The following is a 14,894-nucleotide window of genomic DNA, read 5'->3' as shown; positions in this document are numbered from 1 at the left end:
ATGATAGTCATATTTCATATATATTCATTCTAATATTTGTTAAGGGTCGAATTGAATAGTTTGTTAATATTTATGATGTTTATATTTGCATGCGATTCGATATAATAATTATTCATTCGCACTTCTGTTGAATTCAAATATATAAAAACGCGTTGTAGTCCATAGATTGTATAAATACGTTGATGATTTTTATTTGTTACAGGGTTTTATTTTTGAAAAAAATAATCCTACAAAAGTTTTACCTGAGAGCATAAAAATAAATAGGCCAATTATTACAATACCCATGGATATAAATTGACAATTACTTAAAGTTTCGTCAAAGAAAACATATGATGTTAGTATTCCTGAAATTGGCACTAATAATGAGAGAGGAGCCACATCTGATGCAGGATAAGTTTTCATAAGTTTATTCCATATTGAATAACCCAAAATTGTTGTGATGAATGATTGGAAAAGTACTGATATACAAGCATTAAAAGTTAAATTCTTGGGTATCTGATATAATTCTTCACCACCATTTACAATAATAGACACCGTTAACAACGCAGGAACAGCAAAAAGGCTAGACCAGACTATAAAACCTATTACATTTTGGGGTTGTGTTTTTTTGATAATCAAATTACAAACAGCCCATGAAACAGCAGCTAAAATGGTTAATTCAATACCTATTTTTGTAGAGCTTAGATTAGAAAAGTGAATAATCATCATCAAACCTACAAAGGATACACCCATCCCAATCCAATTTTGTAATGAAATTCTTTCTTTAAAAAAAAAATTACTCATAATAATCGTGAAAAACGCACTGAACTGAAGAATTAATGACGATAAACCAGGAGATAGTCCCTTATACATTGCAAAATTAACAAGCCACCATAACCCAGTACCAAAAATCACACCATACAAAGCAATCCAAAATATAGATACCTCTTTAGGTCTAGGTATAAAAAAAATTAAAGGGATAGCTGTAAACAAAAATCTTAGTAAGGTAAGTGAAAAGGAATTTAAATCTCTTAACCCCATCTCTATTATTGAAAAATTTGCACCCCACATTACTGTAATTAATGCACCTATAAACAAATGAATTTTTTTGACCATATACATACTATCCTTAATTTTCGATAATCTAAAATAAAAAAATATGGCTAAAGGTAATGGTTTACTTTTATAACTATTTAAGTAATGAGCAAATAAATATAATTAACTTGCATTAAATTAATAAGTCATTTATATTTTTTAACCTCATTATTCAATTAGTATCATATTTAATCATTACCTTAGCGTGAAAGTTGGTTGGGATATTTTGTAAAACTATAAAACTACTGAATTAAGGACTGAGTATTCCCTTTCAGACTCTTTATAATACTCATAGTATTTAATTTTATTTTCTAACAATACCTTGCTTTCAATTATCATTAAAAAAGACTCTATATCGTTTATGAAGTGTGATAGTTTTATATAAGATTGATTGTTCTTCATAATATCTGAGGTATTTTTACAAGCAAACAAAAAAGATCTAAGTGATTCAAAATCGTTGTTTTCTATAAAAACTGATGCTCTATTATTTAAGACTTGCCCTTCAAATGGTATTGAAATACCAAAATGTTCCAGTGTCATGAGATCGGTCATAATTTTATTCCTTGTTTTATATAGTAAAAATAATAAAAATAGATATATTTAAAATATTTTTTGCGATTAACTCAATTTTTATTAGCAGTCGTTTAAATCAATTCAAAACTTGTTTCTGATAAGTTCTATCAGAAGCTTCTGTCTTTAAGTCAATTAGCTATCATAAAAAACTATTTTAACTGAAAGAATTTATATTATTATGATATCTATCTTCAAATTTTTTTTAAATAAACTGAATAAAATCCAAAAAATCTTAGCATTATTTAAAACGCAACTTTGTGAAGAAAAAATAGTTATTAATTATTTAAAATAAAATATTCCACTCATGATGAAGTTTTATTCCAAATTAAATGTAATTTTATCTTATATTAATTCTTGTTTTATGGTTTTGTAATTCATTATATTTTTATTAATTCAATATAGGTTGAGTTTCCATGATTAGTTCATAATGATTAATAATATTAAAAAACATCTATCTAATAAAATCTAAATTATATTAGATAGATAATATGAACAGTATTTTTATTTGATATCTCAACAGAATCTTTCAGTAATCACCTAATAATTTTTCTTACCTTCATCTACAATAGAAATTGTAGAGGTAATATCATAAAGTTGTTGTGCTCCAAAAGGCCTACCAGTTATAGGGTTTGGCTCAAGGTAGGTCAACCTTTGCGTCGTACCAAACTCTTTTTTTAGCGGATTCCAATTACTATCAACACAAAATGGAGCTGTAAAGGTTGTCGTACAAGCGTAGTTATCTGTGGCTAATTTGCTTGCATCAAATTCGTAAGCCATTGGCGGTGTGGCCATAAATTTTACCTGTTGCACATCTTCATAATAAGTCTGCGACAGATATATACTAGGCCAAAATCCAAAGTGTATACTTCCGTTAAAAGGAGTTCTTGAGTCATATGTATCTTTTGTTGTTAAGTGATACGTCATCAATACTTTATAACATTGACTGTTATAATTTCTGTCTCGGTTCCCTTGACCCCAGTAATACCTTGTACATTCTGGCGCCGATTCAAAAGGATTATCAATAACCGTATTTATACCTATTTCCCTATTCTTGTCGTTGTCCCAGATACGCTGGCCCTCACCATCCGCTGGGGTCTTCACATACAACATATCCTCGTCTTGCTTCCAATCATCAGGCGTAGTCATTTTCCGGTTTCTAAGGCTAATATCAAACCTTACAGAATATGGTCTGTTGAATATTACGAGATTAATATTACTTGGTCTCTTGAAAATATCTTTAAGAAAATTGTCGGAATCATCATCCTCAGCTACTATTGCTGGGATGTAATAACCATAATATACACCAGTATTACGTAAATCGTACATATTATTATCTAGTGTTGGATATTTTAAGTTTTTATTCTGATCATAAAAATTAGCATCACGAAGCCCATCATCCTTCTTATAATTAGTTGCAAACGGTGTAATTCGCGTAGAATTCAAAGTGACTGAAGATAAATAATTTTCAGTTTCAGAATCCACGACATAAAATAATGGTAAATCCATTAATTGTTTTTGTATTGAGGTGGGCGATGTCGACCTATTAATATCCTCTGACATTTCAAGTGAAATTCTTTTGGATTGTGCATATCTAATATCCTGGTGAAATGAATTTTTGCCTTCTCTAGGTAACTTCAAAAAACTAATTTTATCAACATCAGTATCAGAATAATTGCGCTTATTTACAAAGTACCACCCATACGTTACTTGTCCGTCCAAATGTTGTGGTCGCCATGCTCCAATATTTGTAAATGGCGAATCTGGAGATGGTTCCCGAAAAATTTGAAAAGCAAGAAAATCTACATTTGGATCATAACCAGCATTAGGATCTGGGTGTTTACTACAATCCCAATCATATATATTATTTCTCTCAGTATAAAGACATTTATCCCCTGTTACTCTCATTAGATAATTAAATTCTCCTGTTTTATCTTTAAAAGGCCTTAAGTGAAAAATATTCTTATCTTTTAGGTTATCAGATGTCGGTGGTATTAGATGCAAAGGATCTTTCGTCTCATTGATAGTAGTTTGATTATATCTATCAATAAACAAACCATTTGCAAAATGTGCATCATTCGGTTCTACTATTATTGGCCAACCCAATTCTTTTGGAGTCCAGATAGTAATAGCGCCTCCTTCAAAAGAAATATTCAGTTTAAGATTGCTAGTATATTGGACAGCATCACCTTGTTTAGCCACTAAGTGTCCTTCTATAAAGGCTCCTGCTCGAGGTGGAGTTATAGATGTGTTCTCCACATAGCGAATTGTGAAATTTGTTGAAGTGTCGTCGTTGAACACTTTTATATTATCAGAAAACTTCCTAGCCCACTCAGTTGTATCCTTATCAGGTACGAATGTCCAAACCCAATTCTTGATAGCTTGTGTACTTACAACTGTAAATAAATCTTGCGATTTGTAGGTGCTTTTAAGAATATTAGTAGGTGACTCGCTAGCCTTAACTAAACCTTGAATATTTCTCCACGAATCATATTCTTTATCAACTGACAAATTTATATCATCAAGACGAGTCACTTGAACGGCTTGCGAAGTCTGAGAATGCGCTTTCACGCTAAATGAACCCGTGTACGGTTGATTTGGAGCTGTAGTGCCAGGTGGAACCGATACAATAGCCGTCGCTGTATACGTACCCTTAGTCGAATCACTCGAGGAATTTGTCCAACGAACAAAGGTTAAGCCATTCTCCGGTTGGAAATCAATGTTTGCAGATACGGGAACATTTGACGTTACTTGAAACTGAACTTGCGTTCCATCACCCTCTGCTTGACCAATAGTTCTATTTGGCTGACTCACCTCTAGAGTCGCTGGTACATCAAGACGAGTCACTTGAACGGCTCTCGAAGTCTGAGGATGCGCTTTCACGATAAATGAACCCGTGTACGGTTTATCTGTAGCGGTAGCTGGAACCGATACAATAGCCGTCGCTGTATACGTACCCTTATCACTCGAGGCCTTTATCCAACGAACAAAGGTTAAGCCATTCTCCGGTTTGAAATCAATGTTTGCAGGTACGGGAACATTTGACGTTACTTGAAACTGAACTTGCGTTCCATCACCCTCTGCTTGACCAATAGTTCTATTTGGCTGACTCACCTCTAGAGTCGCTGGTACATCAAGACGAGTCACTTGAACGGCTCTCGAAGTCTGAGGATGCGCTTTCACGATAAATGAACCCGTGTACGGTTTATCTGTAGCGGTAGCTGGAACCGATACAATAGCCGTCGCTGTATACGTACCCTTATCACTCGAGGCCTTTATCCAACGAACAAAGGTTAAGCCATTCTCCGGTTTGAAATCAATGTTTGCAGGTACGGGAACATTTGACGTTACTTGAAACTGAACTTGCGTTCCATCACCCTCTGCTTGACCAATAGTTCTATTTGGCTGACTCACCTCTAGAGTCGCTGGTACATCAAGACGAGTCACTTGAACGGCTCTCGAAGTCTGAGGATGCGCTTTCACGATAAATGAACCCGTGTACGGTTTATCTGTAGCGGTAGCTGGAACCGATACAATAGCCGTCGCTGTATACGTACCCTTATCACTCGAGGCCTTTATCCAACGAACAAAGGTTAAGCCATTCTCCGGTTGGAAATCAATGTTTGCAGATACGGGAACATTTGACGTTACTTGAAACTGAACTTGCGTTCCATCACCCTCTGCTTGACCAATAGTTCTATTTGGCTGACTCACCTCAAGAGTCGCTGGTACATCAAGACGAGTCACTTGAACGGCTCTCGAAGTCTGAGGATGCGCTTTCACGATAAATGAACCCGTGTACGGTTTATCTGTAGCGGTAGCTGGAACCGATACAATAGCCGTCGCTGTATACGTACCCTTATCACTCGAGGCCTTTATCCAACGAACAAAGGTTAAGCCATTCTCCGGTTGGAAATCAATGTTTGCAGATACGGGAACATTTGACGTTACTTGAAACTGAACTTGCGTTCCATCACCCTCTGCTTGACCAATAGTTCTATTTGGCTGACTCACCTCTAGAGTCGCTGGTACATCAAGACGAGTCACTTGAACGGCTCTCGAAGTCTGAGGATGCGCTTTCACGATAAATGAACCCGTGTACGGTTTATCTGTAGCGGTAGCTGGAACCGATACAATAGCCGTCGCTGTATACGTACCCTTATCACTCGAGGCCTTTATCCAACTAACAAAGGTTAAGCCATTCTCCGGTTTGAAATCAATGTTTGCAGGTACGGGAACATTTGACGTTACTTGAAACTGAACTTGCGTTCCATCACCCTCTGCTTGACCAATAGTTCTATTTGGCTGACTCACCTCTAGAGTCACTGGTACATCAAGACGAGTCACTTGAACGGCTCTCGAAGTCTGAGGATGCGCTTTCACGATAAATGAACCCGTGTACGGTTTATCTGTAGCGGTAGCTGGAACCGATACAATAGCCGTCGCTGTATACGTACCCTTATCACTCGAGGCCTTTATCCAACGAACAAAGGTTAAGCCATTCTCCGGTTTGAAATCAATGTTTGCAGGTACGGGAACATTTGACGTTACTTGAAACTGAACTTGCGTTCCATCACCCTCTGCTTGACCAATAGTTCTATTTGGCTGACTCACCTCTAGAGTCGCTGGTACATCAAGACGAGTCACTTGAACGGCTCTCGAAGTCTGAGGATGCGCTTTCACGCTAAATGAACCCGTGTACGGTTTATCTGTAGCGGTAGCTGGAACCGATACAATAGCCGTCGCTGTATACGTACCCTTATCACTCGAGGCCTTTATCCAACTAACAAAGGTTAAGCCATTCTCCGGTTTGAAATCAATGTTTGCAGGTACGGGAACATTTGACGTTACTTGAAACTGAACTTGCGTTCCATCACCCTCTGCTTGACCAATAGTTCTAGATGGATTAATCACCTTTAGACTCGATGTTTCATCAAGACGAGTCACTTGAACGGCTTGCGAAGTCTGAGAATGCGCTTTCACGCTAAATGAACCCGTGTACGGTTGATTTGGAGCTGTAGTGCCAGGTGGAACCGATACAATAGCCGTCGCTGTATACGTACCCTTAGTCGAATCACTCGAGGAATTTGTCCAACGAACAAAGGTTAAGCCATTCTCCGGTTGGAAATCAATGTTTGCAGATACGGGAACATTTGACGTTACTTGAAACTGAACTTCCGTTACACCCGTTCCATCACCCTCTTCTTTACCAATAGTTCTATTTGGATGAATCACCTCTAGACTCGATGATGCATCAAGACGAGTCACTTGAACGGCTCTCGAAGTCTGAGGATGCGCTTTCACGATAAATGAACCCGTGTACGGTTTATCTGTAGCGGTAGCTGGAACCGATACAATAGCCGTCGCTGTATACGTACCCTTATCACTCGAGGCCTTTATCCAACGAACAAAGGTTAAGCCATTCTCCGGTTTGAAATCAATGTTTGCAGGTACGGGAACATTTGACGTTACTTGAAACTGAACTTGCGTTCCATCACCCTCTGCTTGACCAATAGTTCTATTTGGCTGACTCACCTCTAGAGTCGCTGGTACATCAAGACGAGTCACTTGAACGGCTCTCGAAGTCTGAGGATGCGCTTTCACGATAAATGAACCCGTGTACGGTTTATCTGTAGCGGTAGCTGGAACCGATACAATAGCCGTCGCTGTATACGTACCCTTATCACTCGAGGCCTTTATCCAACGAACAAAGGTTAAGCCATTCTCCGGTTGGAAATCAATGTTTGCAGATACGGGAACATTTGACGTTACTTGAAACTGAACTTGCGTTCCATCACCCTCTGCTTGACCAATAGTTCTATTTGGCTGACTCACCTCAAGAGTCGCTGGTACATCAAGACGAGTCACTTGAACGGCTCTCGAAGTCTGAGGATGCGCTTTCACGATAAATGAACCCGTGTACGGTTTATCTGTAGCGGTAGCTGGAACCGATACAATAGCCGTCGCTGTATACGTACCCTTATCACTCGAGGCCTTTATCCAACGAACAAAGGTTAAGCCATTCTCCGGTTGGAAATCAATGTTTGCAGATACGGGAACATTTGACGTTACTTGAAACTGAACTTGCGTTCCATCACCCTCTGCTTGACCAATAGTTCTATTTGGCTGACTCACCTCTAGAGTCGCTGGTACATCAAGACGAGTCACTTGAACGGCTCTCGAAGTCTGAGGATGCGCTTTCACGATAAATGAACCCGTGTACGGTTTATCTGTAGCGGTAGCTGGAACCGATACAATAGCCGTCGCTGTATACGTACCCTTATCACTCGAGGCCTTTATCCAACTAACAAAGGTTAAGCCATTCTCCGGTTTGAAATCAATGTTTGCAGGTACGGGAACATTTGACGTTACTTGAAACTGAACTTGCGTTCCATCACCCTCTGCTTGACCAATAGTTCTATTTGGCTGACTCACCTCTAGAGTCACTGGTACATCAAGACGAGTCACTTGAACGGCTCTCGAAGTCTGAGGATGCGCTTTCACGATAAATGAACCCGTGTACGGTTTATCTGTAGCGGTAGCTGGAACCGATACAATAGCCGTCGCTGTATACGTACCCTTATCACTCGAGGCCTTTATCCAACGAACAAAGGTTAAGCCATTCTCCGGTTTGAAATCAATGTTTGCAGGTACGGGAACATTTGACGTTACTTGAAACTGAACTTGCGTTCCATCACCCTCTGCTTGACCAATAGTTCTATTTGGCTGACTCACCTCTAGAGTCGCTGGTACATCAAGACGAGTCACTTGAACGGCTCTCGAAGTCTGAGGATGCGCTTTCACGCTAAATGAACCCGTGTACGGTTTATCTGTAGCGGTAGCTGGAACCGATACAATAGCCGTCGCTGTATACGTACCCTTATCACTCGAGGCCTTTATCCAACTAACAAAGGTTAAGCCATTCTCCGGTTTGAAATCAATGTTTGCAGGTACGGGAACATTTGACGTTACTTGAAACTGAACTTGCGTTCCATCACCCTCTGCTTGACCAATAGTTCTAGATGGATTAATCACCTTTAGACTCGATGTTTCATCAAGACGAGTCACTTGAACGGCTTGCGAAGTCTGAGAATGCGCTTTCACGCTAAATGAACCCGTGTACGGTTGATTTGGAGCTGTAGTGCCAGGTGGAACCGATACAATAGCCGTCGCTGTATACGTACCCTTAGTCGAATCACTCGAGGAATTTGTCCAACGAACAAAGGTTAAGCCATTCTCCGGTTGGAAATCAATGTTTGCAGATACGGGAACATTTGACGTTACTTGAAACTGAACTTCCGTTACACCCGTTCCATCACCCTCTTCTTTACCAATAGTTCTATTTGGATGAATCACCTCTAGACTCGATGATGCATCAAGACGAGTCACTTTAACGGCTTGCGAAGTCTGAGAATGAGCTTTCACGCTAAATGAACCCGTGTATGTTTTAATACCGTTTGGTGCTTTTACGGTAGCAAAGACGTTATTCTGACCCTCATTTTTATATGTCACGACCTCCAAACCATCAGCTGATTTAAAGTCAAGATTATCAGATGATATCGGGATATTAGAAGAAAGATGAAAGGTCACTTGATTAATATCCTTGGTGATACTTTTCTCAGGGTAACCAACACTTAATTTTGTATTTTCTGAAATTCTATTAACAGTAACAGTGGTTTTGCTATTTGGAATTCCTCTTAAACTAAAGTTACCTTGGTATGATGCCTTCTTATCATTTGGAATATGGACTGTCACATAAATGTTATCGAACTGATCTTTATCACTGATTGCTGTAATCCCAAAATCTTTAAAATTAGAATCAAGAGGTGTGAAAATTAAGTTATCCTTATCAATTGGAACATTGGAACGAACTGTAAAAACCACAGAATCCTTGGGCTCTGAATCTGAAGATATTGTTGTTGTCGTTGGTGACACAAATAAAGTTGTTTTGTTTTCAGGTGCCTCTACCTTAATAAAGGTACTAAATGTCATTTGTAAAGGTTTAATATTAGCACGATTTATAGGTGTCACTTGAAGAATCAATTGATGTGGATTATCAGCTGGGTCATAAGATGGAACGATGTAGTCCAAATTTGCTTCAGTGTGAGCGCCTGTGCCAGCATCTAGCCATTTAAATGTAAAATCCTTGGTAGTGTAATTTGAATGTGGGCATATTACTTTGGGAATAATTTTAATAGAATCCTTTACTTTGGCAGTAATTAAATCTGGTAATATGACATTACACCACGTTCCTTGAAACATAAAGTCTAATGTTTTATGAAACGTTAAATTGCTTGGATAATTTTGAAATGTGTATACAGAAAAGTCATTAACCAATTCTGAATTATTGGTGAATTCTGCTCTATTTAAAAATATTTTAGGTTTACTAAATTGGGTTTTAGAATCTTCTGGAATACTTACGAAATAAATTAATTTTTTTAGAATATCTATATTCATCAAATATGGATAACTAGAATCAGACGACAAATTATTGAATTGATTATTGTTAGTATCAAACTTCATTATCGTAAATTTTTTAAGTTCCGGCGTTAATGTGTTATTTATAAATAAAATAGAGCCATTTTTAGTGGGATTAGATATACCATGTAAAAAGCTTGTATCTGAAACTTCTGCTTTTGGAATTTTAACGGTATCAATGGTTTTTTTATCTTCATTAAATTGAATAATGTTCGCGTTTTGGCCTTGATTATAAGTAATTCCAATAATTTGTGTTTTTAAATTTATGATTAACGGTGAAACTACATATGCATTTATAGATTTCGGCTCAACTGACTTATAGAAAGTGTTAGGATCGTTCAAAAAAAGTTTTTCATAATAAGAATGAGCATAGTCATCTAAATAATGATACGTCATGAGTAATGTATCATTATTTAAACTCATCCCAACAAATTTATATCCAACAGGGACTTTAATTTCACCAATAGAATCAAGATTGACTTGATCTTTTTTAACTTTATAGAGCTCTATAACCCCATCTTGCGTCCTAAAGATCAAAATTTTATTTTGGTTATCAAACAAAGCTTCCTTATAATAACCGCCATTTTTTGCCTTAATTGAATAAGTGATATTTTTTTGAGGATTTACATATTGGACGATATTTGGGCTCGATTTTGTCACAAAGTAAAGAGAATCATATTGATCCAAGATTAAAGTTCTTTTGACAATATCACTATCAGCGTGATAGATTAACTTTGAAGTTAAAAATTGCTTTCCAGAGCTGAGCTGGTAAATATTGTGACCTATGGAAAAGTACTTGTTTACATGTGCATAAAATTGCAACTTTTCATCATTGACTGATATTGTGGGTGTCAAGGTATCTTTTGATTTATTAGTGCAATTGAAAGTATTATTCCCCTCAGGAAGACATTGAAAGTCGCCATTATTTGGTTTCGTATTTTTTGCCACTGTTATTTTAAATTGATTATCATTCACTTTGGTTACTGATGTAACAAGATTTTTTATATAACCAACATAAGCACTTAACATAAAACCAGGTTCTTTTTCATTATTATAATTAACGGGTAAATGAATGAGTTGACTTTCCAGTTTTTTACTTGCATCATGGTTAAAAGTTATGCTACATTTCTGCTCTGGTGCTAGAGTTTGTAAATCCATACAACTATCTGAATCTAATCCCCACCCAGCACTTTTAAATTCCTTAAAATTTATTTTTCCTTTCGGCTGATTCCATGGCCCTGCACCAATATTTTTGATGGTTAATGTAAGTTGACTTCCATTTTTATCAAGCTTTGTTGAATCAATGACGATTTCAGGGTAACTGGTTTGCGCTAATTTAATATTTCTTTTTAAGCCTGAATATATGTGTTGGTTGTTTTTTTGTCTTAATGTTTGTTTAGGTAATACGTGAATGAAAATAGGTTCATTTAAATTGTCAGCATCAACCTTATAATCACCCTCTTTTAGATGAAGTTTTAATTCTTGATTAGAGGTAATTTTGGGAATTTTATAACTAAAATGTGGTAAGATTTGTTTATTATTAAAAGTATCTATTTGATCTATGCTTAAATTATATAATGAAACTTTACTTAAATTTTTTAATAATACATTTTTAACATCTTGACTCGTACTCAAAATATCTATGTTATTAAATCTAGGGTTTATTCCATTAATTTTAATAAATCCTAGTGAGCTGTGAAAGTGATATCTAGAATTAAATGAGTTAAGTTTATATATCAATGTCGTATTATTACTAAAACTTATTTCAATGGATTTTATCGATTGAGAGTGACGATCTGTAGATGGGATATTTAAATCTAAGCTACATCCATCTGCAATTTGTGTAAACTTCAAATCTTGACCATCCAGTTGAACACACTCATTATCCTCGTCACCATTCTCGGGACTAATATAATTTTTCAAATTATAAATGTTTGTGGGGTTATTTGAATCAAACAATTTTATATTGGTTATAGCTATTGATGAATTATTGACGCTTTTATTAGAATATTTCTCTAAATTTAAAAAATTATTTTCAACGTTTTTTTTAACATCAAGTGAATAATGCACAGACTTTCCAACTCTAATATTAGGTGGCGTATCAATTTTAGATTTAATTGTAAAATGCACCTTTTGAGGTGATGGTTTAGGGGGAGTATTGTCAGATCCACCGTCACTTCCACCACATGCTGTTAGGAGGGAAATATACAACAAAATAATTATTGTTTTTAATTTAAACATTATCTTATGACCAATATTTGAAAAAGTAAAAGGTAATTTTGGAATTGAATTTCATGTTTTAGTTATTTTTAAATGCATTCAATTCATCTAAAACTAATCGTAATCTAAAAACTTAAATATTTTTGCAAAACATGTTGTTTTACTCTAAGTTACAAAAATGCAAATTTATAGTTATTCTTTAATACAAAAAAAGCGGGACTAACAAAGTTAATCCCCAGATGATTTTACGTTAAAAAGTATACTGTAAACCTAATAATACAGCTTGGGACTCTAAAGTGGCGCCGCCATGAACTGCTCTATTTTGGTCTTCTTCTGTAAGAGGTTTTTTGATTCCATTGATATGATCATACTCAAGATTTAAAGCCCATTGGTCCGTTAATGAATATGAAGCCCCTAAGGCATAATAAAAGTTGGTTTTGCTTTCATTATAGTTATGATTTTCATTCCAATTATAATCGTCCTTCTGGGTTGTCTGATAAGAGCTTCGTGTCAATGCTGCACCGAATTTTCCATAAATTGAAAAGTTATCTGTAACATACATCTGTAATTTTGCATCAAAAATCACCGCGTTGGTGCTTCCATATGATAAGGAATTTTTTACACCGTAGCTTTTGTAAGAATAAGAGGTTTTTGAATTTATATTTAAATACTGAACTTCTGGAGCAATATAAAAACCATCAACAACCTGAATGTTGTATCCAGCAAATATTCCCGAAGCAAATCCACCTGAATTATCTATTTTATTCTTATCTTGTTGATAATCAGAAGAGCCATCAGATTTACTGTTTGAAAATCCATAACCAGCAGTTACCCCCAAATAAGGTCCTGATTGTGGCAAAGCATTCGCTGAGGCACACGACATTAATATTAGAGACGCTAATAGGATTTTTTTACTATTCATTTTAATTCCTTATGATTAATTAAATTTATTCTATTTAAGTAGGGCAAATCTTAAAATTTGCCTTTGAAATAGTATTATAAAGTTGATAATAATCAATGTTTTATAAGGGTTGATTCCAATTAACCCTAGTTTTTGTTATGAGCGGAATCAAACATAAAAATTTCTTTATTTGATATAATTCTGGGAAGGACTAATTAATTTTTAGCTCTAAGTGTTTTTTTATATTACTCTGTGATGTTTTTAAACCCGAGCTATATTTATCAGAAATACTTACCAAAGTTATTGCGCCACCAATAACTCCATATGGTATTGTTGGATCAACAAATTGATTAAAATGGAATGATGTATGAGCAGCAGATGGATTACGTCCAATAAAAGCCCCATTTTTCATGAAACTTGCCCTGTACTTTTTTTCAATAGTAAAATCAGTAAATCCATTAAAATTGGTTTTAGTGTCAATAATAGCCCTCTGATAATCATTACCAAGATTAGTTGACCAAGTTTTTATAATAATTTGAGCGGTATCTTGTGGAAGACTAACACTGCCACATTGTGTTATTGCTTGATTTAATATGTTTTGTTTATTAATTAAAGAGGGTTTAATTATAGTTGCACTTTTTTTCAATAGAGAATGCTTATTATTATAAAAGTATGCATTTATAATTCTATCTTTACCCAATATCTGAGAGTTTTTTTGGAATTGTTCGCACAAAGCAATTGATGAAATATACTCCTTATTTTTTTTTTTGCATATAAATTACATTGTTCACTTTTAGTAACTGTCGAAATTAATAGACCGCATACAATAAAACTATTAATTAGAAATAACCCTTTTTTTTGCATAATATTGACTCATTAGTAAATGGAAATACTATTATAAAGAAGTTAAGGTTTTAAGAATCATAAGAAATTGCAATTAAAATTATGATATCATGGTAATTTAACAACATGAAGTATATAAAAACATGCTTTTCTGACAAAAAGTATTTAGCTAACTAAATATAATAAAAGATTAAAACAATATAATATTACTTTAAATTAAAAGTTTTTATTAAAAGATCTGACGATTAAACAAAATTAATTTTATTGTTTTATAAATACATTTATGGATTTCTAATGATCGATAATTAGTCACTAAGAATTTTATTGTCTCTTTATTTTCTAAAGACCAAATAAGTAAAATATAAAAACGCGAATAATGTTATAGAATATATATACTTTTATAAGTGGCGTTATACACCACTTATAATCATGTTAATTATTTCCTGGCGTTTCACCTGCTTCTAGCTTTTGATTCTAAAATTCTTCTATTTGATTATTTAACCTATACGTTAATTTTTAAACTTAATTTTTATTTTGACTAAATCTTTATATTTCATTTTTTTCCTCTAAACATAATTTAAAAAACAAAACTAATTTTTAAAGAAACTAAACAAGCAACATAGCTACTATTACTTAAAGAGCAAAATTAGCCATTTTAACAGCAATATATGCATATCCGTATCCATATCCCCATCAACATTACAATAATATACACTATCAATGATCTATTGATTTTTTTAAAAACATAATTTTTTCTTTTTATATTTGCCTAATATTCAAACGATAAAAGAAAAGACATAACTTTTTT

The 14,894-nt window shown here is 34.9% G+C and carries 5 protein-coding genes; all 5 read right to left on the bottom strand.

Going from position 1 to position 14,894, the window contains the following annotated elements; all coding sequences use genetic code 11:
- Positions 1 to 189: 189 nt before the first annotated feature.
- Complete coding sequence (locus CF386_RS08185; protein ID WP_158522344.1) at positions 190 to 1,095, bottom strand: EamA family transporter; 906 nt, start codon at positions 1,093 to 1,095, stop codon at positions 190 to 192.
- Positions 1,096 to 1,308: 213 nt separating this feature from the next.
- Entirely contained in the window at positions 1,309 to 1,626 is a 318-nt protein-coding gene (locus tag CF386_RS08180; RefSeq protein ID WP_089073944.1) for a hypothetical protein, read from the bottom strand.
- A 558-nt stretch (positions 1,627 to 2,184) separates the two neighbouring features.
- Positions 2,185 to 12,363, bottom strand: coding sequence for a COG1470 family protein (locus CF386_RS08175; protein WP_089073943.1), 10,179 nt, complete (start codon positions 12,361 to 12,363; stop codon positions 2,185 to 2,187).
- Between the two features lie 229 nt (positions 12,364 to 12,592).
- Positions 12,593 to 13,264 (bottom strand): outer membrane protein, encoded by a 672-nt coding sequence (locus tag CF386_RS08170; protein ID WP_089073942.1) that lies wholly within the window; start codon positions 13,262 to 13,264, stop codon positions 12,593 to 12,595.
- A 190-nt stretch (positions 13,265 to 13,454) separates the two neighbouring features.
- On the bottom strand, positions 13,455 to 13,889 hold the full coding sequence (locus tag CF386_RS08165; RefSeq protein ID WP_145955035.1) for a hypothetical protein: 435 nt from the start codon (positions 13,887 to 13,889) through the stop codon (positions 13,455 to 13,457).
- Positions 13,890 to 14,894: the final 1,005 nt, after the last annotated feature.

Origin of the sequence: Paraphotobacterium marinum, assembly GCF_002216855.1 — a bacterium.
GTDB classification, from domain to species: Bacteria; Pseudomonadota; Gammaproteobacteria; order Enterobacterales; family Vibrionaceae; genus Paraphotobacterium; species Paraphotobacterium marinum.
The sequence above is the reverse complement of the archived record's forward strand: the minus strand, read 5'-3'. Positions and strand labels throughout refer to the sequence as shown.

Excerpts from the sequence above, each read along its gene's own strand:
- CF386_RS08185 (WP_158522344.1), bottom strand. The coding sequence starts at position 1,095 with ATGGTCAAAAAAATTCATTTGTTTATAGGTGCATTAATTACAGTAATG.
- CF386_RS08175 (WP_089073943.1), bottom strand. The coding sequence starts at position 12,363 with ATGTTTAAATTAAAAACAATAATTATTTTGTTGTATATTTCCCTCCTA.
- CF386_RS08180 (WP_089073944.1), bottom strand. The coding sequence starts at position 1,626 with ATGACCGATCTCATGACACTGGAACATTTTGGTATTTCAATACCATTT.
- CF386_RS08170 (WP_089073942.1), bottom strand. The coding sequence starts at position 13,264 with ATGAATAGTAAAAAAATCCTATTAGCGTCTCTAATATTAATGTCGTGT.